The 24,116-nt window shown below is 59.6% G+C and carries 22 protein-coding genes; 17 read left to right on the plus strand and 5 right to left on the minus strand.

What is annotated here, in order from left to right; genetic code table 11:
* The first annotated feature begins 38 nt into the window (after window positions 1-38).
* Both J3364_RS01330 and J3364_RS01335 read left to right on the plus strand, forming a co-directional pair.
* Window positions 39-725: a J domain-containing protein gene (locus J3364_RS01330; RefSeq protein WP_349556042.1), complete on the plus strand. Its 687-nt coding sequence runs from the start codon at window positions 39-41 to the stop codon at window positions 723-725.
* Window positions 726-859: 134 nt separating this feature from the next.
* Window positions 860-1,867: an LLM class flavin-dependent oxidoreductase gene (locus J3364_RS01335; protein ID WP_349556044.1), complete on the plus strand. Its 1,008-nt coding sequence runs from the start codon at window positions 860-862 to the stop codon at window positions 1,865-1,867.
* Here J3364_RS01335 and J3364_RS01340 read toward each other — a convergent pair.
* Both J3364_RS01340 and J3364_RS01345 read right to left on the minus strand, forming a co-directional pair.
* Complete coding sequence (locus J3364_RS01340; RefSeq protein ID WP_349556046.1) at window positions 1,852-2,463, minus strand: SCO family protein; 612 nt, start codon at window positions 2,461-2,463, stop codon at window positions 1,852-1,854. The two genes, J3364_RS01335 and J3364_RS01340, sit on opposite strands and share 16 nt — an antisense overlap.
* The gene (locus J3364_RS01345) at window positions 2,460-3,314 is read right to left on the minus strand and encodes a cytochrome c oxidase assembly protein (protein WP_349556048.1); all 855 of its coding nucleotides are present in this window, start codon (window positions 3,312-3,314) and stop codon (window positions 2,460-2,462) included. Before J3364_RS01345 ends, J3364_RS01340 begins: the two co-directional genes overlap by 4 nt.
* 286 nt (window positions 3,315-3,600) lie before the next feature.
* Here J3364_RS01345 and J3364_RS01350 point away from each other — a divergent pair, with 286 nt between their 5' ends.
* Window positions 3,601-3,846: an HP1242/YdcH family protein gene (locus J3364_RS01350; RefSeq protein ID WP_123634734.1), complete on the plus strand. Its 246-nt coding sequence runs from the start codon at window positions 3,601-3,603 to the stop codon at window positions 3,844-3,846.
* A gap of 57 nt (window positions 3,847-3,903) precedes the next feature.
* Here J3364_RS01350 and J3364_RS01355 read toward each other — a convergent pair whose 3' ends face one another.
* Complete coding sequence (locus tag J3364_RS01355) at window positions 3,904-5,340, minus strand: peptidoglycan DD-metalloendopeptidase family protein (protein WP_349556050.1); 1,437 nt, start codon at window positions 5,338-5,340, stop codon at window positions 3,904-3,906.
* A 324-nt stretch (window positions 5,341-5,664) separates the two neighbouring features.
* Between J3364_RS01355 and J3364_RS01360 the strand changes: the two genes are divergently transcribed.
* Together J3364_RS01360 and J3364_RS01365 are read left to right on the plus strand one after the other, a co-directional pair.
* Window positions 5,665-6,345 carry an RIO1 family regulatory kinase/ATPase domain-containing protein gene (locus J3364_RS01360; protein WP_349556052.1) on the plus strand — a complete coding sequence of 227 codons (681 nt, stop codon included), beginning with the start codon at window positions 5,665-5,667 and terminating at the stop codon, window positions 6,343-6,345.
* A 114-nt stretch (window positions 6,346-6,459) separates the two neighbouring features.
* On the plus strand, window positions 6,460-7,395 hold the full coding sequence (locus tag J3364_RS01365) for a Gfo/Idh/MocA family protein (protein ID WP_349556054.1): 936 nt from the start codon (window positions 6,460-6,462) through the stop codon (window positions 7,393-7,395).
* 24 nt (window positions 7,396-7,419) lie between these two features.
* Here J3364_RS01365 and J3364_RS01370 read toward each other — a convergent pair whose 3' ends face one another.
* Window positions 7,420-8,361, minus strand: a complete 942-nt coding sequence (locus tag J3364_RS01370) for a LysR family transcriptional regulator (RefSeq protein WP_349556056.1) — start codon at window positions 8,359-8,361, stop codon at window positions 7,420-7,422.
* 151 nt (window positions 8,362-8,512) lie between these two features.
* Here J3364_RS01370 and J3364_RS01375 point away from each other — a divergent pair, with 151 nt between their 5' ends.
* The 7 genes from J3364_RS01375 to J3364_RS01405 all read left to right on the plus strand — a co-directional run bounded on the left by J3364_RS01375 (window position 8,513) and on the right by J3364_RS01405 (window position 17,968).
* On the plus strand, window positions 8,513-9,685 hold the full coding sequence (locus J3364_RS01375; RefSeq protein ID WP_349556058.1) for an aldose epimerase family protein: 1,173 nt from the start codon (window positions 8,513-8,515) through the stop codon (window positions 9,683-9,685).
* Between the two features lie 245 nt (window positions 9,686-9,930).
* Window positions 9,931-10,926, plus strand: a complete 996-nt coding sequence (locus tag J3364_RS01380) for an arabinose ABC transporter substrate-binding protein (protein WP_349556060.1) — start codon at window positions 9,931-9,933, stop codon at window positions 10,924-10,926.
* A gap of 65 nt (window positions 10,927-10,991) precedes the next feature.
* Window positions 10,992-12,485 (plus strand): L-arabinose ABC transporter ATP-binding protein AraG, encoded by a 1,494-nt coding sequence (araG, locus tag J3364_RS01385; protein WP_349556062.1) that lies wholly within the window; start codon window positions 10,992-10,994, stop codon window positions 12,483-12,485.
* A 22-nt stretch (window positions 12,486-12,507) separates the two neighbouring features.
* Entirely contained in the window at window positions 12,508-13,518 is a 1,011-nt protein-coding gene (gene araH, locus J3364_RS01390; RefSeq protein WP_349556064.1) for an L-arabinose ABC transporter permease AraH, read from the plus strand.
* Between the two features lie 54 nt (window positions 13,519-13,572).
* A complete protein-coding gene (locus tag J3364_RS01395) occupies window positions 13,573-15,315 on the plus strand; it encodes an IlvD/Edd family dehydratase (RefSeq protein ID WP_349556066.1) in 1,743 nt (580 codons plus the stop codon).
* 35 nt (window positions 15,316-15,350) lie between these two features.
* Window positions 15,351-16,343: an AraD1 family protein gene (gene araD1, locus J3364_RS01400; RefSeq protein WP_349556068.1), complete on the plus strand. Its 993-nt coding sequence runs from the start codon at window positions 15,351-15,353 to the stop codon at window positions 16,341-16,343.
* Window positions 16,344-16,375: 32 nt separating this feature from the next.
* The gene (locus tag J3364_RS01405) at window positions 16,376-17,968 is read left to right on the plus strand and encodes an aldehyde dehydrogenase (NADP(+)) (protein WP_349556070.1); all 1,593 of its coding nucleotides are present in this window, start codon (window positions 16,376-16,378) and stop codon (window positions 17,966-17,968) included.
* 66 nt (window positions 17,969-18,034) lie between these two features.
* Here the strand turns inward: J3364_RS01405 and J3364_RS01410 are convergent, their stop codons facing one another.
* Entirely contained in the window at window positions 18,035-19,003 is a 969-nt protein-coding gene (locus J3364_RS01410) for a beta-ketoacyl-ACP synthase III (RefSeq protein WP_349556072.1), read from the minus strand.
* Between the two features lie 169 nt (window positions 19,004-19,172).
* Here J3364_RS01410 and corA point away from each other — a divergent pair, with 169 nt between their 5' ends.
* The 5 genes from corA to J3364_RS22590 all read left to right on the plus strand — a co-directional run bounded on the left by corA (window position 19,173) and on the right by J3364_RS22590 (window position 24,116).
* Window positions 19,173-20,126, plus strand: a complete 954-nt coding sequence (corA, locus tag J3364_RS01415; protein WP_349556074.1) for a magnesium/cobalt transporter CorA — start codon at window positions 19,173-19,175, stop codon at window positions 20,124-20,126.
* 150 nt (window positions 20,127-20,276) lie between these two features.
* A complete protein-coding gene (locus J3364_RS01420) occupies window positions 20,277-22,016 on the plus strand; it encodes a GspE/PulE family protein (protein ID WP_349556076.1) in 1,740 nt (579 codons plus the stop codon).
* On the plus strand, window positions 22,013-23,209 hold the full coding sequence (locus J3364_RS01425; RefSeq protein WP_349556078.1) for a type II secretion system F family protein: 1,197 nt from the start codon (window positions 22,013-22,015) through the stop codon (window positions 23,207-23,209). Before J3364_RS01420 ends, J3364_RS01425 begins: the two co-directional genes overlap by 4 nt.
* Before the next feature lie 28 nt (window positions 23,210-23,237).
* Complete coding sequence (gene gspG / locus J3364_RS01430) at window positions 23,238-23,684, plus strand: type II secretion system major pseudopilin GspG (protein WP_349556080.1); 447 nt, start codon at window positions 23,238-23,240, stop codon at window positions 23,682-23,684.
* Between the two features lie 6 nt (window positions 23,685-23,690).
* Window positions 23,691-24,116 (plus strand): type II secretion system protein, encoded by a 426-nt coding sequence (locus J3364_RS22590; RefSeq protein ID WP_502882457.1) that lies wholly within the window; start codon window positions 23,691-23,693, stop codon window positions 24,114-24,116.

Here is a 24,116-nt window from a genome sequence, read left to right on the forward strand (position 1 = left end):
CTCTCGACTTCGACCAAATTTTGCCGGAGTTTGAATTTATGACGTGTTGGGAAGTCCTGGGTATTTCACCGACCAACAATCGGGAGCGCATCGAAAAGGCATACGAGTCCCAGCGCAAATTTGCCAGCGGGGAATCCCTTTCCGATCTGGATGACGCCTACCGCCAGGCCCTTCGCGAGGGAGGCTTTGCCGTGGCTGACCCCGAACCCACACCGGAACCGGAGCGTCAGTCGGCACCTGCCGTATCGGCGCCCGGCCCGACACCCGAGCTCAGTGCGCGGGACCAGCAGGTGGTGCGCGAGATCGTGATCCAGGTCGAAGCGATGCTCAACGACAGCCATCGACGCTCGGATGCCAACATCTGGCGGGCCATCCTGACCGAGCCGCCGGCCGACCGGGACGGCATACGCGAGGCCGCCAGTGGGGCGTTGTATCCTCGTCTCAAGCCCTATCTGGACGATGGCTCCCTGCCTCAGCCGGTCAGGGCGTTCCTGTCCCAGTGGTTTGGTTGGAGCGAACTTGACGAAACGACGTCGAACGAGGTCCAGACGACGAACGATCCTTTCGACGACCCTCTGCATCGGGGGCCGGGTGCGGCGCCGTCCGAAGGCACGGAAGGCCGGGAAAAACAGCCATCGACGACCAGCTTCTGGCCGGCGGCGATTGGCTGGATCGCCGGGCTGATCATCCTGACCAGTCTGTTCAGTCATATCCTGGGGTCCTGAAGCCCCATCCCTTCATGACATGCGGCAGCGCAAGGAGTCGGCAGGATCAGGCAACCAGCCTGCTGCCGCCGCAGGTTAGCCTCATGGTCAGTCGGTAGAGCCGGCGCTGTATCCATTGATCAATAGGAGTGTTCATGCGCGCATTCTCCGTGCTCGATCTTTCGCCCATCGCTCAAGGGAGCGATGCCGGCCGTGCCTTGCGAAATTCCCGCGATCTGGCACAGCATGCCGAGCGGCAGGGCTATAAGCGCTTCTGGATGGCCGAGCACCACAACATGACCGGTATTGCCAGCGCGGCGACCGCCGTGGCACTGGGGTTCGTGGCCGAGGGCACCCGGACGATCCGTGTCGCTGCCGGCGGGGTGATGTTGCCCAACCACGCGCCGCTGGTGATTGCCGAGCAATTCGGCACATTGGCTTCCCTGTACCCGGATCGGGTGGATCTCGGGCTTGGCCGGGCGCCCGGTACGGATGGAGCCACCATGATGGCACTGCGCCGGGACCAGATCGACGGCGCCAATCAGTTCCCGCGGGACGTCCAGGAGCTCTTGCACTATTTCCAACCCGAGCAACCCGGCCAGAAGGTAAGGGCGGTTCCCGGTATGGGGCTGAACGTGCCGGTCTGGCTGCTCGGATCCAGTCTCTACAGTGCTCAGTTGGCGGCGGCGCTGGGGCTGCCGTTTGCTTTCGCCTCCCATTTCGCCCCGGATATGCTGGGGGATGCGCTGCGAGTCTATCGTGAGCGATTCGAGCCGTCGCAATATCTGGACGCGCCATACGCCGCCGCCGGTTTCAACGTGTTTGCCGCCGACACTGACGACGAGGGCCGTCGCCTGATGACGTCCATGGAGCAGCAATTTATCGCGCTGCGGCGAGGCACGCCCGGGCCGCTGAAGCCTCCGGTGGACGATCCCGAGCAGGTGGGTAGCGTATTCGAGCGGAAACAGGTCGAGAACGCGCTGGCGGAGTCCGCGGCCGGTTCACCGGCCACCGTGGCCGCCGGTCTGGAAGCGTTTGTGGGCAGGACCGGCGTCGACGAAGTGATTGTAACCGGGCAAATCTACGATCACGCCGCCCGAGTAAAATCCTTCTCCATCGCCGCCGATGCGTTGCGGTCCCTTTGCGATCAGGAGAGATCCTGACGCGCCAGCCGGGTGAGATCCTCCGCCGCCTGCTGCTGGGGCATATCCTGCTTCAGTAGCAGGCGGATCCTGCCTTTTCCATCGAAGACGTAGATTGCGCTGCTGTGGGACACGGCGTAGTTGCCGTCGTTGTCAGCGTCCCCATAGCCGAATGTGGTGCGGTAGCGCTTGGCCAGCTTGCGCAACGTGTCTTCCGAGCCGGTCAGGCCGACAATGTGGCTGTCAAAATACGACACATAGCTCCCCAGGCGTTCCGGAGTGTCCCGCTTGGGATCCACGCTGATGAACAGGGCCGTGACATCGTCCCGGGCTTCGGCCGGCATTTTCTCCAGCACCTGATGCAGATAGGCCAGTGTGGTCGGGCAGACGTCGGGGCAGGAGGTGTAGCCAAAGAACAGGATTCGGACCTGGCCGGCTGAATCGCCCGGGGTGACGGTGTCACCCTGCACGCTACGGAGCCTGAACTCGAGGTCCGGCATCACGCCGCTGATGTCCTTGCCGTTCCAGTGGGGCTTTTCGCCGGAGCATCCGGATAACAGCATTGCCAGGCCCAGCAGGAACGCGGCGAGCGTTGTTGTATGCCGGGGTGCGCTCATGATGTCATGCCTCCGTTGGACGAGTGTGCCAGGTCGGCCTGTTTTTGTTGTGGGCGACCGTCATTCATGATCCGTTGCAACATCAACAGAATGCCGATAATGCTCATCATGGCGGGCGGGATCCAGGTCAGCAAGCCGCCCAGCAGCTGATCCGTGCGTGGGGCAATGGGCCAGGCGCGACCGCATACGTCGTAGATGTCGTAAAGCGATTCGTGGGCGAAGACGATTACGGCTCCCAGCACCAGCTGCGGCAGGGCCACCAGGGCCATCATCAGGATGCGGGTGCCGTGCCCGAGCGTGCGGCCCCGGGCCGGTGGGCGTGGGTCAAGCATCAGCCACCAGAACAGCAAACCGTCAAGCAGCATGCTCCAGTTCATCGTCCAGTAGAGCTGGCGATTGAGCATCGCATCGAAATGGACGGCCGGCCATAGCCAGAAATAGATGAGACCGACGAACAACACGGCGGCGACGGCCGGTTGCTGGAGGATGCGATAGGTCCCGGACAGGGGAGCAGCGATCCGCAATCCCCTTGAAGGAAGACGGTCGCGCCAGAAGCGCAGGACCGGTAAAGGATTGGACAACGCTATGAGGAAGGGGCCGACATGATGCAAGATCAGATGCTGGCCCCGATGGATGAAAAACGTGTACTGGGCGTAGTAATCGAATCGCGTCTGCATCACGGCATAACAGGCTAAAAGGCCCACCAGGAAGGCGGAGATCCGCCAGGGGCCGGGGCGCTCTGCTTCAGGCAGACGTGGCAACGCCAGACCGTAAACAATGAGCGCGCCCAGGTAGGCGGCAACGGTCAGCGGCGAGAAATCATAGGGCAGGAGGAATTCGAACCAGGGCATCGGGCCGGCTGTTCTCCTTGTTGTCGGGCTCGCTGAAGCGCCTTGAGGCCATACTCTTCAGCCTGTCTGAAAATCCACGTTTTGCAAGTCATGAATGGCGGGAACTCGGGGCCTTGCCCGGTCGTCAAAGCCGGAACACCAGCGACGCCACGGCGCGGCGGCAGGAATGCTATGCTTGACTGTGGGATCGGAAGGCATTTCGGATGGCGTTGACCAACCTGTTCCGCCGGTGTTTTCGTATTTCCAGCTGTATGGGCTCACCCAAACTTCCTGAAGGAGGGGCAACATGTCGATTAGTGATCACGCTTTAAACGTGGATTTTCCCCAGTACAAGGAACTCATCCGCGAATTACGACAGTCAGACGCCACGTTCAAGGAAATGAGCGACCACTACGACAAGTTGGACAAGTCCATACGTGGACTTGAGTTTCGAGAGGTTCCCACCGACGACGAGCACTTCAACCAGATGAAGATGGAGCGGGCTCAGCTCAAAGACACCCTCTACGGCACACTGACAAAGCACGGCGGTTAAACGAAAAAAGGGGCGTCTTCATGACGCCCCTTTTTTTCAACCGCGGGTGCCTGCCGCTCAGTTGAATCGGCATTGTCCGGGACGCAAGCATTGTTGCGTCCAATCGCTGTTATTGGCCTGCGTCGGCCCGTTGTCGCCTTGCGGGTTGCCAGAGGCCTTGGCAGGCAGGTGGCTGGGTACATTCAAGCGCGCCAGCAGCGGACGAATATGCTGCCGGAAAGCAGCGATCCGATCCGCTGGCACCCGCGCGGATGTCGGAATCTTGGCGGTCAGCGGATTCACCGGATGGTGGCGGACGTGCAGCTCGAAGTGCAGGTGTGGACCGGTCACCCGGCCGGTCGCGCCGGACAGCGCAATCTTCTCGCCACGTTTAACGGCTTCACCCCGACGGACCAGAATCTTGCTCAGGTGGAGGTAACGGGTCTTGTAGGTACCGCTGTGCTCGATTTCGACGTATTTGCCTGCGTACGGATGGTTACCGATTCGCGAGACGATACCGTCGCCGGTGCTCATTACAGGCGTGCCTGATGGCGCGCCCAGATCCACGCCGTTGTGCGGTGCCCGACGGCCCGTGATCGGGTGCAGTCGTTTGGGATTGAATGGCGACGTCACCCGATAATGGCGCTTGGTGGGCCAGCGCAGGAAGGCCGGCGTCACACTGTCACCGGTTTCGTCGTAGTAGTTGCCGTCCGAATAAAGGAAGGCGTAATAGATTCTGGAACCCCGGTGCAGCTCGATGGCTTCGATCCGGGTGTTGCCCGTGGCCTGGGAGTCGGTGTGCTCATGGCCGACGATCACCGAGAAGGTGTCGCCCGCGCGCAGGTCCCGGCGGAAGTTGAGTTTGCTCTTGAGCAGTTGGCTGACTTTGGCCACCTGCGCTTTATCCAGGCCTGCCTTGAGACCCGAGGCATAGAAACTGCCGTGGATATCACCGCTGACCCGGTTGCTTTCCCAGTGCAACGGCTTGGTGATTTCCTCGTGCTCGAAGCCGCCATCCTCAGTGCGGGAATACGACGCCGTACGGGCAACATCCAACTGCAAATCAAGCTTTTGCAGCTGGTTTTTCTCATCGAACGTGAAGGTCAGGGTCGTGCCCGGCTGGATGGTTTCCAGGGACAGGAATTCGGCATCCGCTTCCAGCAGCTTGTGCAGGGTATTGGCGGAGATGCCGTGATCCTCGAAGATTTCGCTCAGCGTATCGCCGGATTGGATCTCATAGGCCACCGGGTGAGGCTCGGTCGCCCGACTCAGTGCGCTGTTCTCAGTGTCCTTTGTTGATGCGTCAGCGGCCGCCTTCGCATCCTCGGCCGCGTCCGGTGCCGGTGGGGCCGTATTGCCAGCGCTCTGATCGGCTGGCAGCTCAACCTGCTGGATGGGGATAGAGACAGCGCTGGTGGGTTCAGACTGCCACATCAGGCCAACCGTGATACACAGGGCGGCGATGGCCAGAAGGATATGGCGGGAACGTCTGGTCAGGATCGATTTAAGCGGCATGGAGCAGTTTCAGTCAGGCGGTTACCGGATGTTCGTTGAATAGGTTCGGTCAGGGATACGGGTCCCCAAAACGCACTAGGATACCTGTTGCGGCGTCGGTACGACAGTTAACTCCATTACACGGGCAAATAACTTCGGTTTTCACTGACCTGCCAATGAAGTCATAAAAAGGCGCTGCCAGGAGCTCACGCGTCGCCAACCATCGTTGTCTGATCCTGCTTTTTTATTGCCTTGCTCTGTAAACCGCCGTCCTGGTTCGGTTTTTTCCTATTGTCAAACTCGTGTCAAATAAATAGACTGCTAATCATATTGGCAAGACACGGGATGGTCATGACTTCCAGCGACTCCACTCCGAGACATACACCAGAACATCCGAATCATCCAAAGAAGACGGTGCCTATCCAGCACGGCAAGGGTTTTCTCAAGGCCGATGTGTTCGTCTACATGCAGGATGGGCAGCCGGTTATCTGCAAGGATTACAGTCGTTACCGCGGCAGTTGGCGGGCATTGCTTGCGCGTCTGCTGATTCGGCGTGAGGCCCGTATCCTGGAATACCTGAAAGACTGGCCACACTCACCCAAAGTGGTGGGCTGTATGGGCACGCTGGCGCTGATGATGGAGTACATTCCCGGCGAACTGCTCAGCGAGCACATGGCCGCAGGCGATCCCTTCTGTTTCGCGCAGTTGATGGGGGTCATGAAATCGCTGCACGGAATGTCGGTCACCCATAACGATGTGCGCGGAAACAACATCATCCTCAGCAAGGACCGGGTGGTGCTGATCGATTTCGCGGGTGCAGTTCGGGGGCGGGGCGTTGGTCGGTTTCTGCTGTCGCCGATGCGGCGCAGCGACATGTCCCACCTTCTGAAATACAAGGTCAGGATGACCGGCGAGAAGCCCACGGCGGAGGAACAGCGCCTCTATCAAAAACCGCGCTGGATTCAGGTGCTGCAGCGGCTCTGGAAGCAACGACTGTTGCCGTTCTTCAAGCAACACGTCGGTTGAGTGCGTCTGCTATATCAAAAGGCATATCGAAGGTGCCGAAAATCGCTATTAGAAGCTATTTACGTGTCCGGTTAAGGTGAGGGCATCTGCTTTTAATGACGGGATAACAACACTATGTCCGCTATCAAGATTGGAATCGTGGGCTTTGGCAAAATCGCGCGCGACCAACATCTGCCCGCCCTCAACGCTAACCCGGCCTATGAGCTGGTGGCCGTGGCCAGCCCATCCAGCACGTCCGATTCCCTGCCGCACTTCGCCTCCATGACAGCCATGCTGGAGTCGATGCCGGAGATCGATGCCGTGGCCCTGTGTGTGCCGCCGACCGTTCGTTACTCGTTGGCCAGCGAAGCATTGGCCCGGGGCAAGCATGTCCTGCTGGAAAAGCCACCCGGTGCAACGCTGGCCGAGGTTCATGAGCTTGAACGTCAGGCCCTGGAAGCCGGTCGAACGCTGTTTGCCTCCTGGCACTCCCGTCATGCGCCGGCCGTTGAACCGGCCCGGGAGTGGCTTCAGTGGCGTCGGATCGTTGGCGTGGATATCGAATGGAAAGAGGACGTCTGCGTCTGGCATCCGGGCCAGGACTGGATCTGGCAACCCGGCGGCATGGGCGTCTTTGATCCTGGCATCAACGCGCTTTCGATCGCCACGGCCATCCTGGACGACGCGTTTTTCTTCCGCGAAGGTGTCCTGGCGGTGCCGGACAACCGGCATGCTCCCATTGCTGCGGATTTGAGCTTTGCCAGCGCTGGCGGATACCCGGTGAATGCGGCTTTCGACTTCCGCCAGAAAGGGCCCCAGAGCTGGGATATCCATGTCGAGGCGGAGGGTGGCTCGCTGACGCTGTCAAAAGGCGGCAGCCAGCTGTTCATCGATGGCGCGTTGCAGTTCGAGGCGCCCGAGCAGGAATACCCCGGGCTCTACCGGCACTTTGCCGAATTGATCGAAAGTGGGCGTCATGATGTGGATGTGAGCCCTCTTCGGCATGTTTCGGATGCCTTCCTGCTGGGGCGTCGCGTCATCGTCGACCCGTTCCACTGGGAGGTGGACTGAACTGGCCGCCTCTTGCTGAGAGTATCAGGCCTCCTCGCGAATGATTTCCCTCAGTGTCTTCATCAGGGCCGACGCACCCGGTGACAGGCGCTTGTCCCGCAGGCTCACCAGGCCGTAGGGCTGGACCCGGATGGGTTCGCCAAACGGCAGGATGCTGAAGCGCTGCGGGGCACAGAGCATTTCGGCCACCTGGCGGGTGGTTACCGTCAGCGTGTCGGATTTGTCGACCAGCGCCAGGGATACCAGGAAGTCCGGCGAATCGACGATGTACTTGGGCGGCTGCACGCCATAGTGCAGGAACAGGTTGTCGACACGCTGGCGAAGTAGGGCGCCTGGCGGTTGTAACGACCAGGGATAGTCCGTCAGCGTGTCCAACGATACCGGCGCCTCGCCCATCGCCGGATGCCCCTCCCGGCAGACGATGCAGATATCCTCCTCACCGATTTCCTCGAAAATGAACCGCTCCGCGGTGAAGCCTTCCGGTATCCGGCTGATCACAAAATCAAACTCGCCCTCGATCATCCGCGGGACCAGCCGTTTACTCACGTCCACATCGACGCGCACCTTGAGGCCTGGCAGGTCCCGATGAACCCGTTCCACGGCGCTGGTGAGGATCGTGACCGCCGGGGCCATCACCGCGCCGACAGCGACCATGCCCGCGTTGCCTTCCCGCATGGCATTGATTTCCTCACCGGTGTGGGTGAGCTGCGACACGATGCTGCGGGCGTGGCGCACCATGATTTCGCCATACCAGTTGGGCGTCATCCCACGAGGGTGGCGATCGAACAGCACTACGCCGAGCTGGTCTTCCAGGTCATTGAGGAGTTTCGAGGCGGCGGGCTGGTTCATGGAGAGGCTTTCGGCTGCCCGATGCAGGTTGCGATGTTCATCCAGTGCGAGAAACAGTTGCAAGTGGCGCAGTTTGAGTCGAGCACGCAAGAACCAATCGCTGGCGAGTGTGGCCATAAGCCGTGTCCTGTCTTGATCGATATTGGATTTGTTATTGGTTCACCCGAAAAAAGGTATTAGTCGGGTATCAATCCCTAGTCTAACGTGATGTCGGGCGTTCGCGTCCACTTTTTCAAACAACAACAATTCCGAAAGCAGGAGCTACGACATGAAATGGATGATCGCATCCGCACCCTGGGTTCTGGCCGCCGCGATCAGTGGCCCGGCCCTGGCCGCCGACAACCCGGCCTCAATGACGGACGCCGTTAAGACATCCGTCTTCGGCACCTTACCGGATGGCCGTGAGGCCCGGCTGTACCGATTTTCCAATGCCCACGGTGTCGAAATGGCCGTGACCAACTACGGCGGTATCATCGTGTCACTGCGCACCCCTGACAGTGACGGCGATGTCGATGACATCGTGCTGGGGTTTGATTCCCTGGACGGGTACCTGTCCAGGGCTTACCAGACCTCCAATCCCTATTTCGGGGCATTGATCGGCCGCTATGGCAACCGTATCGCCGGCGGTGAGTTCACCCTGGATGGCAAAACCTACACCCTGGCGAAGAACAACGGTCCCAATCACCTGCATGGGGGCAACAAGGGGTTCAACCAGGTGCTGTGGGATGCGAAGCCGTTCTCCAACGACACCGGGACGGGCGTGATTCTCAGCTATACCAGCGCGGATGGGGAGGAAGGTTATCCGGGCAAAATGGACGTCACGGTGACTTATACGCTGAGTGACCAGGACACGCTGTCGGTCGAGTACAACGCCACGACCACCAAGGCCACGCCGGTGAACCTGACCCAGCATTCCTATTTCAACCTGGAAGGCGAGGGCAGCGGCAGCATTCTGGACCATCGTCTGATGATCAATGCCGACGCGTTCACGCCCGTGGACAAGACGTTGATTCCCACGGGTGAAATCCGTCCGGTGAAAGGCACGCCGTTTGATTTTCGTGAAGCCACAGCGATCGGAAAGCGGATCAACGACGACAATACCCAACTCGAATACGGCCCCGGATACGACCACAACTTCGTGTTGAACCGCCCGGATGGCAGTGACGGCGAACTGGTCCTGGCGGCACGGGTGACCGAGCCGGACAGCGGTCGGATACTGGAGATCGCCACCACCGAGCCGGGCATCCAGTTCTATTCCGGAAATTTCCTGGACGGCACCCTGACTGGCAAGTCGGGTCGGGCCTACGGCCGTCGCAATGGCTTCGCGCTGGAAAGCCAGCATTTCCCGGACTCCCCGAACCAGAAAGACTTCCCGTCAACCATCCTGGAACCGGGTGACACCTACCACACGCGCACGGTGTATACCTTCTCGGCCCGTTGATGAAAAGAGGTGTTTTGAAAGGCCATCGTCGGCATCTCGCGGGCGGTGGCTTTTTTCATTCCGCGCGCTGTTGTGAAGCGGCTGCGTCTGTGCGCCTATATCGATATCAAAAGTGGTATCAAAAGTAGCCAAAATTGGGATTTGTAGGATATCGCTGGTCGCCCTAAGGTGGAACTGTCTTCAGGACACAGAACGTGTGCGCAACAACAACAAACCGTGCCTTCGAGGCACTCAGGAGACATTGAATGCGATCTCTTCGTAAGCTGAAAACGCTGGCCATCAGCGCCAGTTTTGCCTGCCTCCCCCTGATGTCCGCTCATGCGGCGCAGGAGGACACCACCATTGGATTTATCGTCAAGAAGCCGGAACAGGCATGGTTCATCAATGAACAGAGCGCCGCGACCGAACTTGGCAAAAAAGACGGATTCGAAGTCGTGAAGCTGTCCGGCGTGGACGGCCAGGAAGTTCTTTCCGCGATCGACAACCTCCATTCACAGGGCGCCCAGGGCTTTGTGATCTGCCCGCCGGACGTGCGTCTGGGGCCGGTGATCAAGCGTCGTGCCGAGCAGTACAATATGAAAGTCGTCACCGTCGATGACCGCTTCGTCAATTCCGATGGTGAGCCGATGAAAGACGTGCCCCACCTGGGCATGTCCGGTTACAAGATCGGCCAGCAGGTGGGCAAAACCATCGCAAAGCAGATCAAGGCCCGCGGTTGGGATATGGACGATGTCGCCGCGCTGCGCATCAGTAACTACGAGCTGCCGACCGCCAAGGAGCGTACGGACGGTGCGACGGACGCCCTGATGGATGCGGGTTTCAAGAAAGACAACATCTTTGACGCGCCCCAGCAGAACACCGATACCAGCAGCGCCTTTGCCGCGGCTTCCCCGGTTTTCTCCAAGCAGAGCAAGTACAAGCACTGGGTGATTTACGCGCTGAACGAAGAAAGCGTGCTGGGCGGCGTCCGCGCCAGCGAGCAGTATGGCCTGACGGCCGATGACGTGATTGGTGTTGGTATCAACGGATCCGGCGCGGCCTTTGCCGAGTTCTCCCGTGAAAAGCCCACCGGCTTTTACGGCACCATCGCGGTCAGCTCCACGATGCATGGCCGCCAGAGTGCCAAAAACCTCTATAACTGGATTACCGAAGGTGAGAAGCCGCCGGCGAATACCCAGACCACCGGCAAGCTGATGACGCGTGACAACTGGCAACAGGTCCGCGACGAGCTGGGGCTTTAAGCGGATGTCGGGTGTCCGCCGCAACCCGGGCGCCCGACCGTTCAGAGGTTTTCGGGAGTTCAATCATGTCTGACCCATATCTCCGGTTTGACGGCATCTCCGTGGAGTTTCCCGGCGTACGTGCGCTCGACGATGTGTCCTTTGGCGCCCAGGCAGGCGAAGTTCACGCCCTGATGGGGGAGAACGGGGCCGGTAAATCGACCCTGCTCAAGGTGCTCAGCGGCGTCAACCGGGTCACTTCCGGCGCACTCTGGATCAACGGCGAGCGTCACGTGTTCGCTAATGAACGGGAAGCGCTGGACCAGGGCATCGCCATCATCTACCAGGAGCTGACCCTGTCGCCCAACCTGTCCGTGGCGGAAAATCTGTTGCTGGGCCAGTTGCCCGTCCGCAAGGGCTTTGTCGACCGGCGTTCGTTGCGCGAGAGCGCACTGGGCGTGTTGCGGGAGCTGGGCGAGGAAAGCATCGACCCGTCCACGCGGGTACGCGACCTGTCCATCGGCCAGCAGCAGATGATCGAGATTGGCCGGGCCCTGTTGCGCAACGCCCGTATTATTGCCTTCGATGAGCCCACCAGCAGTCTGTCGGTCCAGGAAATCCGCAACCTCAAGCGCATTGTTAAACGGCTGCGGGATGAGGGCAAAGTCGTGCTTTACGTGACCCATCGAATGGATGAGGTCTTTGAAATGTGCGACGCCATTACGGTGTTCCGGGACGGCAAACACATCAGCACGCATCCCACGCTTGAGCACATCGACCACGACATCCTGGTCAGCGAGATGGTCGGTCGTGAGATTGAGGATGTTTATGGTTACCGGGAGCGCGAACACGGCCCGGTCCAACTCGAAGTGAAAGGCCTGAAAGGTCCCGGCGTCAGCGAGCCGGCCAGCTTCGACGTGCGCCAGGGCGAGGTATTCGGTCTCTTCGGACTGGTGGGGGCCGGCCGCAGTGAGCTGCTTCGACTGGTCTGCGGGGCTGAAAAAGCCGAGGCCGGTTCGATGCACTACAAAGGGCGAGACTGCCTATTTACCAGTCCCCGGGAAGCGATCCAGTCCGGCATCGCCATGTGCCCGGAGGATCGTAAGACCCAGGGCATCTTCGCCATCGCCAGCGTCGGCGACAACATCAACATCAGCTGCCGGCGCTTCTTCTCCCGCTGGAAGCTGTTCCGCAACACCGCCCAGGAAGCCAGCAACGCCCACGACTACATCCGGCGCCTGCGCATCAAGACGCCGGGCCCGGAAACCCGCATCGGCACGCTGTCCGGTGGCAACCAGCAGAAAACCATCCTGGCCCGCTGGCTGGCGGAGGACATCGACGTGTTCGTGATGGACGAGCCCACGCGCGGCATCGACGTGGGGGCCCGGCGAGACATTTACTCGCTGCTCTACGACCTGGCGGAGCAGGGCAAGAGTGTGGTGGTCATTTCCAGCGACCTGGCGGAAGTCAGCTCGATCTGCGATCGCATTGGTGTGATGCGGGACGGGCGCGTGATTGATGTGGTCCCGCGTGACCAGGCCACCCCTGAACGTTTGTTGGGCCTGGCGTTGCCGGCCTGAACCAAAACAAGAGAGAACAACCATGTCTACGGAAAAACTGGCTCAGGCACAGTCCACTCCAGACTTCTCGGCAAGCCGCAGCGGGCTGACCCGGATCGTGCGCAACCTGCTCGATACGTCCGGACTGATTGCCGTCTTTATCCTGCTCTTCATCGGGCTCTCCGTGATGGTGCCCGACTTCCTGACCGGCCGGAACATCGTCGGCCTGCTTTTATCCGTCACCCTGATTGGCACCATCGCCACAACCATGATGATGGTGCTGGCGCTGGGTGAGGTGGACCTGTCGGTGGCCTCCATTGTGGCGTTTACCGGCGTGGTGGCCGCGGTCATGACGTCCACCTCCGGCAGCGTCTTTATCGGCGTGATGTCTGGTGTCGCCGCCGGCGCCGCGGTTGGGGCCTTCAACGGCTTTGTGGTGGCCCAGTTCGGAGTCAATTCACTGATCGCCACCCTGGCGGCGATGGAGTTCGTGCGCGGGCTGGCCTATATCACCTCCGGTGGTGATGCGGTCATGATCACCGTGCCGTCCTTCTTCGACCTGGGTAGCGCCTCCTTCCTGGGGCTGACGGTGCCGGTCTGGACCATGATCGTCTGTTTCCTGATCTTTGGCGTGCTGCTCAACATGACCGCCTTCGGCCGCAATGTGCTGGCGACCGGCGGCAACGCGGAAGCGGCCAACCTGGCGGGCGTCAACGTACGCCGTCTGAAGATCACTGTCTTTGCCCTGCAGGGCGTGGTGGCTGGCGTGGCCGGGGTGCTGCTGACCTCCCGCATGGGGCTGGGCGATCCCAACACCTCCCTGGGTCTGGAGCTCGCCGTGATCTCAGCCTGTGTGCTGGGCGGGGTGTCCCTTTCCGGCGGCGTGGCCTCCATTACCGGCGTGCTGGTGGGCGTGCTGATTATGGGCAGTGTGCAGAACGCCATGGGCCTGCTCAACGTCCCGACCTTTTACCAATACCTCGTGCGCGGCGCCATCCTGCTGCTGGCCGTGCTGTTCGATCGTTGGAAACAGACCCGTCGCAGCCGGGCCTGACCGGACACTGACGTCCTGAACGAGTCCCGAATCTGTCTTTAGGAGCATTATCCGATGTCTGATAAAAAGCGTCCGCTGCGTTCGGAAGCGTGGTTCGGCACGGCCGACAAGAACGGCTTCATGTACCGAAGCTGGATGAAAAATCAGGGGTTCCCCAAGCACATGTTCGATGGCCGACCGGTGATCGGCATCTGCAACACCTGGTCCGAATTGACCCCGTGCAACGCCCATTTCCGGCGGATCGCCGACAAAGTCCGTCAGGGCGTCCTGGAGGCCGGCGGCTTCCCGGTGGAGTTCCCGGTGTTCTCCAACGGCGAATCCAACCTGCGGCCGACGGCCATGCTGACCCGCAACCTGGCCAGCATGGATGTGGAAGAATCCCTGCGCGGCAACCCGGTAGACGGCGTCGTGCTGCTGGTCGGATGTGACAAAACCACCCCGGCATTGCTGATGGGGGCCGCGAGCTGTGACCTGCCCACCATCGTGGTCAGCGGCGGCCCGATGCTGAACGGCAAGCACAAGGGCCAGGACATCGGCTCCGGCACGGCCGTCTGGCAGTTGTCCGAGCAGGTCAAGGCCGGCCAGATCTCGATCCACGATTTCATGTCGGCCGAAGCGGATATGTCCCGATCCGCCGGTACCTGCAACACCATGGGCACAGCGTCGACCATGGCGAGCATCGCCGAATCCCTCGGCACGTCACTGCCTCACAACGCGGCCATCCCGGCGGTGGATTCCCGGCGCTATGTGTTGGCCCAGATGTCCGGTAACCGGATTGTGGAGATGGTCCATGAAGATCTGCGACTGTCGAAAATCCTCACCCGGGAAGCCTTCGAGAACGCCATCCGCGTGAACGCCGCCATCGGCGGCTCGACGAACGCTGTGGTCCACCTGAAGGCCATCGCGGGTCGGATCGGTGTCGACCTGTCCATGGAAGACTGGACCCGGATCGGCCGGGGCACGCCGACCATCGTGGATTTGCAGCCCTCAGGCCGGTTCCTGATGGAAGAGTTCTACTACGCCGGCGGCCTGCCTGCAGTGCTGCGTCGCCTGGGCGAAGCCAACCGGCTGCCACATCCGGATGCGCTGACGGCCAACGGCCAGACGCTGTGGGAGAACGTCAAGGACGCACCGCTTTACAACGACGATGTGATCCGTCCGCTGGATAACCCGCTTTGCGATGACGGTGGCATTTGCGTCCTGCGCGGCAACCTGGCACCCCGTGGTGCCGTCCTGAAGCCCTCAGCGGCGACGCCGGAACTGATGAACCACCGGGGCCGGGCGGTGGTGTTCGATAATTTCGATCACTACAAGGCGCGGATCAATGATCCGGAACTGGACGTGGACGCCAACAGCGTGCTGGTCATGCGCAATTGCGGGCCCAAGGGTTATCCCGGCATGGCCGAGGTCGGCAACATGGGGCTGCCCGCCAAGCTGCTGGAGCAGGGCGTGACGGACATGGTGCGAATTTCCGATGCCCGCATGAGCGGCACGGCGTACGGGACGGTCGTCCTGCATGTCGCGCCCGAGGCTGCCGATGGCGGGCCGCTCGCGGCCGTGCGCGATGGCGACTGGATCGAACTGGATTGCGAGTCCGGCCGCCTGCATCTGGACATCAGCGAAGCCGAGCTGGCGGCCCGCATGGAAGACGTGCATCCCGGCACCTCCAAGGTGCTGGCCAGCGACGGCGGCTACCTGCAGCTCTACATCGACCACGTCCTGCAGGCGGACGAGGGCTGTGATTTCGACTTCCTCGTGGGGCAGCGCGGCGCCAAGGTGCCGTCCCATTCCCATTGAGCCTCTCGTTTGACGGATTGAATCAGGAGCACGTTATGCAACTTTTCCAGGCCCAGGATGAGGCGGGACGCCGGCTGGTCATCGCCGGCACCGGAGACGAAGGTACAGGCCGTGTACTGGACGGTGCCAAAAGCGTCTATACACTGGCGCTGGAGGCGCTGCAACGGGGGACGCCGCTGCAGGTGCTGGTGGCGGACTGGCCCGGACAGGACCGCGTCGACCTCAATGCGCTGGTCGATGACGGCCGGCTGCTGCCACCGATCGACCATCCGGACCCGGCTCATCTGTTGGTGAGCGGCACCGGCCTGACCCATCTCGGCAGTGCCGAAGGCCGCGACAAGATGCATCGACAGCTCGACGAGCCGGAAACCCTGACCGATTCCATGCGCATGTTCCGCATGGGATTGGAGGGTGGCAAACCGGAATCCGGCCAGGCCGGCGTGCAGCCGGAATGGTTCTACAAGGGTGACGGCAGTATTGTGGTCGCCCCCGGCGAGGCGCTGGGGCAGCCCGGCTTTGCCCTCGATGGCGGCGAAGAACCTGAAATCGCCGGTATCTACGTGATCGATACCCACGGCACGCCCCGGCGACTGGGATTTGTGCTCGGCAACGAGTTCTCCGATCACGTGACCGAGCGCCAGAACTACCTGTATCTGGCTCATTCGAAGTTGCGGGCCTGCTCATTCGGCCCGGCACTGCGGCTGGGCGAGTTGCCCTCGGACGTTCAGGGTATGTCCCGGATTCACCGCAATGGCCAGGTGCTCTGGGAAAAGCCGTTCCTTTCTGGCGAGGCCAACATGTGCCACAGCATCGCCAACCTGGAAGCGCATCATTTCAAGTACCCGCAATTCCGTCGCCCGGGAGACGTTCACGTGCATTTCTTCGGCACGGCAACTCTCAGTTGCGCCGATGACGTGATCACCCGGGACGGCGACATTTTCGAGATCGAAGTGGCGGATTTTGGCCCGACGCTGCGCAACCCGCTTGTCCACACCCGGGCGGAGTCCGTTGCGGTTAGCGAACTTTAGGTTGATCGCCACTTTTTAACAGGAGGAATCCAATGACGCAGATTCTTGGTCAACAGTATGTCGGCGGCCAGCGCGTTGCCGCAGGGTCATCCACGATGCAGAGTCTCTCGGCTTCGACGGGTGAGGCGTCTCCGGCGACGTTCTGTGAAGCGACCCCTGAAGAAGTCTCTGCAGCGGCGAAGGCCGCCGACCAGGCTTTCGGTATTTATCGGAAAACCGATCCCAACAGCCGGGCCGATTTCCTGGAGGCCATCGCCGATGAAATCGATGGTTTGGGCGACGATGTGATCGCCGAAGTCATGCGGGAGACCGCTCTGCCGGAAGCCCGCCTCAAGGGCGAGCGCTCGCGCACCAGCAACCAGTTGCGCCTGTTCGCCCGGGTCGTCCGCCGCGGCGATTTCTTCGGCGCCCGGATCGACCGGGGGCAGCCAGACGCTCAACCGCCCAAGCCGGACATACGCCAGATGAAAACCGCGCTGGGACCGGTTGCGGTGTTTGGGGCCAGCAATTTCCCGTTCGCCTTCTCGGTCGCTGGCGGCGACACCGCGTCGGCACTGGCTGCGGGCTGCCCGGTGGTGGTAAAAGCTCATCCCGGCCATATGGTGACGTCCGAGTATGTGGCCAATGCCATTGAGCGTGCCGTGGAAAGCCAGGGCATGCCCAAAGGCGTGTTCAATATGATCTACGGCGACCGGGTTGGGGCCCAGCTGGTTCAGGAACCGTTGATAAAGGCCGTGGGTTTCACCGGCTCGCTGAAAGGTGGCCGCGCCCTGTTCGATCTGGCTCATGCCCGGCCCGAGCCCATCCCTGTCTTTGCCGAGATGTCGAGCATCAACCCCATGTTTATGCTGGAAAGCGCGCTGGCCGGGCAGGGCGACGACATTGCCAAAGGCCTGGCGGGTTCGGTAGCCCTCGGTTGCGGCCAGTTCTGCACGAATCCGGGGCTGATTCTGATGCGCCGTTCCGCAGCCTCATCCCGCTTTATCGAAAAATTAGCGTCGGAGCTGCGCGAGCAGCCGGCCCAGACGATGCTGAATGCGGGCATTCTGTCGAACTACGGCAAGGGCCTCGAACACCTGGCGAGTCTGGGTGGCATTGATGAGATCGCCGCGGGGCCGTCGGAAGACGGTGAGGCGGGTGCGCGGCTGTTTACGGCCGACAAGAGTTTGCTGCTTTCACCTAAGGACCGCGAAGCCTCGCCGTTGCTGGAAGAGGTGTTCGGGCCGGCGACGGTTGTGGTCGAGGTCGATAGCGACGAGGAACTGGTTGCTGCCGCCCGCGCCCTGAACGGACAGCTCACCGCAACGGTGTTTGCGGCCGGTGGCGCGGACCTGCGCGACCAGCGGGAGCTGCTCTCGGTGTTGGAACAGAAGGTCGGTCGATTGCTGTTCAATGGCTATCCGACCGGGGTCGAAGTGAACGACACCATGGTTCATGGCGGTCCTTATCCGGCGACCACCGACGCCCGTGGCACTTCGGTTGGTAGCCTGGCCATCGAGCGCTACCTGCGCCCGGTCTGCTATCAGAACCTGCCGGACGCCGCGCTACCCGATGCAGTGCGGGACAGCAATCCGTTGGCGTTACTGCGGTTGGTGGACGGGGATTACTCCCGGGATGCCTTGTAGGCCGAGTCGAAACAAAAAGGGGCGCGAGTATCGCGCCCCTTTTTCTTCCGGCAGGAGATCAGGTCTTCAGAACCGCAGCAGCGCCGCGCCCCAGGTGAACCCGCCGCCGAAGGCCTCGAGCAACACGACTTCATTCTTCTGGATCCGCCCATCCCGAACCGCTGCATCCAATGCCAGCGGAATCGACGCGGCGGACGTATTCCCGTGTTCGTTGACCGTCACTACCACTTGATCCATGGACATGTTCAGCTTCTTGGCCGTGGCCGAAATGATGCGCAGGTTGGCCTGATGAGGCACCAGCCAGTCGATGTCAGACTTCTCCATCTGGTTGGCTTCGAGGGTTTCGTCGACGATTTTGCCGAGGGTGTTGACCGCCATCTTGAAGACTTCGTTGCCTTTCATCTCCACAAACGCACGGCCAGCCTTGACCCGCTCGAAGTCCGATGCGATACCGCAGGGGACATGCAGCAGTTCTTCGTAACGGCCATCGGCGTGGATGTGGGTGGAGAGAATGCCGGTTTCCTCACTCGCTTCGAGGACGACGGCGCCGGCGCCATCACCGAACAGGACGCAGGTGGCGCGATCGTCCCAGTCGATGATCCGGGAGAAGATTTCCGCGCCGATCACCAGGGCTTTCTTGCTGGCGCCCGTCTTGACGAACTTGTCAGCGGTCGCCAGGGCGTAGACGAAACCGCTGCAGACCGCCTGGATATCAAATGCCGGGCAACCCTGGATGCCCAGGCGGGCCTGGAGAATACAGGCGCTGCTGGGGAAGATCTTGTCCGGGGTGGAGGTAGCGAAAACAATGAGATCGATCTCCTGCGGATCAATTCCCGCGGCTTCAATCGCTCTCAGGGACGCCTGCTCCGCCAGGTCCACCGTGGTCTGGTGGTCCAGGGCAATGTGGCGCTGCTCGATGCCGGTCCGTTCACGAATCCACTGGTCACTGGTGTCGACCTTCTTTTCCAGGTCTTTGTTGGTAACAACATTGTCCGGCAGGTACGAACCGGTGCCAGTGATGCGAGCGTAAGTCATGTGTGATGGATTCCCGGGGCTTGCTAATTCATTGTGTCGAGCCTTATGAAAGTCATCCTACACGGCATCCCGGACTTGGGTTATTAGCGATTTGTCCTAAGATACCGGACAGGGAAAATGCCGGTGCGTTCAATCCAGCGCCCCGAGATATCAGAGAGGTAACTGTCGAATGCTGCGATTTTTCAGGATTGATAACGGGTTGATCCGGGAGATGGATGTGGCGCCGGATGAGGCGGACTCGGCGCTGGAGAAGGCCGACTGGATCGACGTGCATACGCCGGACGAGGACGAGCGCAACCTGCTGCAGCGACTATTGCACACCGATGTGCCCGAGTTCGATGAAGTGGAGGAAATCGAGGCCTCCGCCCGCTGTTTTGTGGATCAGGCCGGCATTCACGTGCACTCCCTGTTCCTGACCCAGACCGAAGGCCGCCACGACACGATTTCCGTGGCCTGTATTCTCCAGAGTCGTCGACTGATCACCATTCGGGAAGACGACGTGGCAGACTTCCGGCTGATCCGCATGCGCGCCCGGCGGGGACAGGTTGAGGCGAATTCACCGGCGGAGCTCCTGGTGACGCTGTTCGAGCAGAAGATGGAGAACCATGCGGATTCGCTGGAAGACCTGCACCGTCAGTTGGAAGATGTCTCCTACATGGTGCTTGAAGACGAGGAAGCGGAGCTGGACGAAGCCATTGGCAAACTGGCCCGTCTGGAAGACAGCAACGGCAAGATCCGGCTGTGCCTGATGGATTCCCAGCGGGACATCTCCTTTCTGCTGCGGCATTTGCGCAGTGCCTCCGAGCATCCCGATACCCTGCGTGAAATCATGCGCGATATCGAAACGCTGATGTCCCACACCACCTTCCTGTTCGACAAGATCAACTTCCTGATGGATTCCACCCAGGGCTTCATCAACATCGAGCAAAACCAAATCATCAAGATCTTCTCCATTGCGGCGGTCGTCTTCCTGCCGCCGACGCTGGTGGCCAGCATCTATGGCATGAACTTCGACGTGATGCCCGAGTTGCACTGGCTGGGCGGCTATCCCTGGGCGCTGGGCCTGATGGTCATGGCCGGTATTGCCCCGTACCTGTATTTCAAGAAAAAAGGCTGGCTCTGAGAGTCCAGTGCAAATCGATCATTGGACTTAACTCAAGTCGCTTTATACGCGAAGTAATGGCAACGGCAGTCACGGCTCAACGTGCCTGTGCTGCTATCAGAACCTTCTGCTACAATCCCGTCTTTCGAAATCGGCCGGAATAGTATCTTAATGGCAGTATCGCAACCCTGGAAACCTCTCGGTGCCTGGCTGAAAGAGCTCGGTGCAATCTCAGAGAAAGAACTTAATCAGGCACTAGAGGTCCAGAAACAGATCGGTGGCCTTTTGGGGAGTTTGCTGGTGCGTTCCGGTGCCACTAGTGAAGATATGGTGTTACGGGCGCTCTCCGCTCAATGGGGATACCCGTTGTTGGGAGGGCAGCAGCGTGTTCCTGATGACTTCCAGATTTACGAGACGCTGAAGGAGTTACCGATCAACCTCGATTGGATGCTGGATCAGAATACCGTTGCCTGGATTGATGGTACGAATGCCGAGTCAGAATCGGAGAGTATTGACAAGCCGATCTATGTGCTCTCAGGGCGATTTCATAGCGATGAAGTGAGAGAGGTGCTCGAAACCAGTCTCGAACCGCATGGCTTTCAAATCAACTGGGTCCTTGCTTCATCCTATGAAATAGAGCGTCTCATAAACTTTGTAAGGCAGGAAGTAGCCGTTACGCGTTTGTTTAGTGAGCAAAATAGTCAGAATTTGTTAGAGCTGGCTGAAGAAGCTCCTGTAGTGGAGTTGGTTAACAACCTGTTGACTCGGGCCGTAGAAGCCGCTGCTTCTGACGTTCATATAGAGCCGGGAGAAGAGTTTTTCGTCGTTCGCTACAGGGTTGATGGTGTTCTTCATTCCCAAATGACTCAATCGGCGAGTCGATTCCCTGCCGTTGCATCACGAATCAAGCTGATCAGTGGTATGGATATTGCTGAATCAAGGCTGCCTCAGGATGGGCGAATAAGCACGCGCCTCGGTGGGCAGGAAATGGATATACGAGTGTCCACTGCACCATGTTCTTTTGGCGAATCGGTGGTGATGCGGTTGTTGCCCAAGCACCGGGAGTCGCTGTCCATGGATAGTCTCGGTATGGAGCCGGATCACCTGAAGCTCATGCGTTCGGTTCTTGGTTATTCCAATGGTATTGTTCTTGTGACGGGTCCTACGGGGTCTGGTAAATCGACAACGCTATACAGTGGTCTGTCTGAGCTCGTTGATGGGCGGCAAAAGCTTATAACGGTTGAAGATCCGGTGGAGTTTCAGGTTCGTGGGGTGACTCAGATCCAGGCCAATGCTGACATTGGGTATACGTTTGCCAGAGCATTAAGAGCGATCCTCCGCCAGGATCCAGATGTCATTATGATTGGTGAAATCCGGGATCTGGAAACCGCCCAGATAGCCATACAGTCAGCACTGACCGGCCATCTTGTGCTTTCGACGCTCCATACAAATGATGCCTTGTCTGCGTTTACCCGCATGGTGGATATGGGCGTTGAACCTTATCTTGTGGCAGCCCCTGTCAAAGCAGTTCAGGCACAGCGGCTGGTTCGAAAAGTATGTTCAAACTGTAGTGAGGACGTGACGTTGCCGGACTCTCTTTGGCGGCCGTTGGCGGGAGATTGGATTGAGTCCCCTGGCTTTGTCGAGCCCAAGGGCTGTGATCGATGCCATCACACGGGTTACCGGGGGCGGTTGGGTATCTATGAAATCATTCCCGCGACGGAAGAGCTTCAACAGCTGGTAGCTGACAATGCTGACATCAGTGAGCTGCGCAGGTGGGCTGCCAAGCGAGGGTATAGAACCTTGTTGCAGGATGGGTTGATAAAGGCTGCCCGGGGCGAAACTACGATAGAAGAAGTGATGCGCGTCGCAGGCGGAGGGGGCTCGGAAGACGAGGCCGATGAAGAATGAAATTCAGATATCGTGCCATTGACCCGAATGGGAAGAAGGTGGAAGGGGAGGCCGCCGCCGAATCCCGAAAGCTTGCGCTCAGCAATTTGAAGCAGCAGGGCCTTCGTGTTACAGAGTTGGCTCAAGCCAACCAGGCCTCAAAAGCCACGAGAGCCAAAGGCAAAATAAGTCGAGAAGAGCTTTTGCTTGCACTATCCGAATTGGCAACTCTCCTAAAATCAGGTGTGCCACTTAAAGATGCCATAGATAGCCTGATTGGGGGGGAGAGGGCTGCTGCGCTTCAGGTGGCTTTCGAGCGGTGGGCTTCAGGACTTCGTCAGGGTGAATCATTCAGTGGTGCCTTGCGGGATTCTGGCGTTCCTGTTCCCGAGTATCTGATACAGCTGGTAAGAGCAGGCGAGTTGACCGGCGAAATGGGAAGCAGTTTGCAAACTGCGGTAACCCAGATGGAGTATGAGAAGCAAATCGCAACAGAAATGAAAAACGCTTTGGTCTATCCTGCGATCCTATGCGTTTCAGGTGTCGGCGCGGTATTGCTGGTATTTACCTTTGTTGTTCCTCAATTTCAGAATCTGTTGGAACATAGGGACAAGTTACCTGCGCTGGCATGGGCCGTGCTCGCGTCTGGCAAGTGGGTCAATTCCCATATGGCTTGGCTGGTTGCCGGTACGATTGCGATTGCGCTTGTCCTGATCAGGGTGTTTAGTCTGCCAGCCGTTCGCTCACGCTTCATGGATGGGTTGCAGGGGGTGCCCGTAGTGGGTGAGATGATTGTTGAGGCCGAGACAGCACGTTGGGCCTCTATTCTGGCAGCCCTGGTAGGTCATCGCGTAGCGATCCTGGATTCGCTGGATTTGGCAAAAAACGCCGTTCGCCTGCCTTCCAGGCGCAAACGATTGTCCAGGGTGTTTGGTCAGGTCAAGTCCGGCATACCGTTGTCAGAGTCTCTTAAAGAGAATGATGTGATTACCAATACTGGTTACAACCTGCTTCGGGCCGGCGAAAAGTCCGGTGATTTGGCTCATTTATTGCGATCCCTGGCCGAGTTGCACAGTGAAAGTGGCCGCAATCGGATGAAGCGCTTTCTGACGCTCATTGAGCCCCTTGCCATTCTGTTGATTGGTGGCGTGATCGGTGTCATCATCATGGGCGTTATTCTGGCGATTACAAGTGCCAACGATATCGTCTTCTGATCCATTCGAACTTCCAGATCCTATCTCAATGAAATCAAACCAGAATTATAAGGCCGAAGCGGGTTTTACCCTTCTCGAGCTGCTTGTCGTACTCGTGATTCTCGGGCTGCTGGCCGGTCTTGTTGGCCCCAGGCTTTTTGGCAAGGCGGACGCTGCCAAAGTGCAAACGGCGCAAACGCAAATACAAATGCTCAAGTCCGGCTTGCTTACCTACAGACTTGATTTGGGTAAATTCCCCAGCGAGCAGGAAGGCTTGAAAGCCCTGAACAGTCCTCCCTCTGATGAGCGACAGCGTAAACTGTGGGATGGCCCCTACCTGGGGGACGAGTTGCCGATGGATCCCTGGGGGATGCCCTATCAGTATAAGCCGGGTTCCAGTCAGCCTCAGGGCTTTCTTCTTTTCTCCTATGGCGCCGATGGGAAGCGTGGGGGAGAGGGCCTGGATGCCGATATCGGCTATCTGCCTGAAGGCTGAGCCCCTATGGCCCGCTTTTCAGGAGGGTTCACGCTACTCGAACTCATGGTTGTACTGCTTATCCTCGCTTTGGGGGCGGCTGTTGCTACGCCTTCCTTGATGAGGCTTGCCGATCGACTGGGGGAGCGTAATGAAAGGGACGCTCTCTCACAGTATCTTCAGGATCTCCCGGTAGCCGTCATGAAGGCGGGCGAGCACTTTACTCTCGATGCCACCGACGGTTATGTCGTTTTGCCGCGGGCGTTTCATGGTTCACCTGTGCCATTACCCGAAGTTGATGAAGGTTATCCCAGAGTCTGGATACCCCAGACCATTGAGTATCGCCCTAATGGTGCATGCACCGGCGGCAATATTCACTGGGAGCTTGGGGAAGGGCGGAGATTCTCGCAGATTTTGAGTGCTCCCGTTTGCCGCCCTCAGGTTCAGGGGTAA

The sequence above is a fragment of the Marinobacter sp. NFXS9 genome (assembly GCF_040148665.1).
GTDB lineage: Bacteria > Pseudomonadota > Gammaproteobacteria > Pseudomonadales > Oleiphilaceae > Marinobacter_A > Marinobacter_A mangrovi.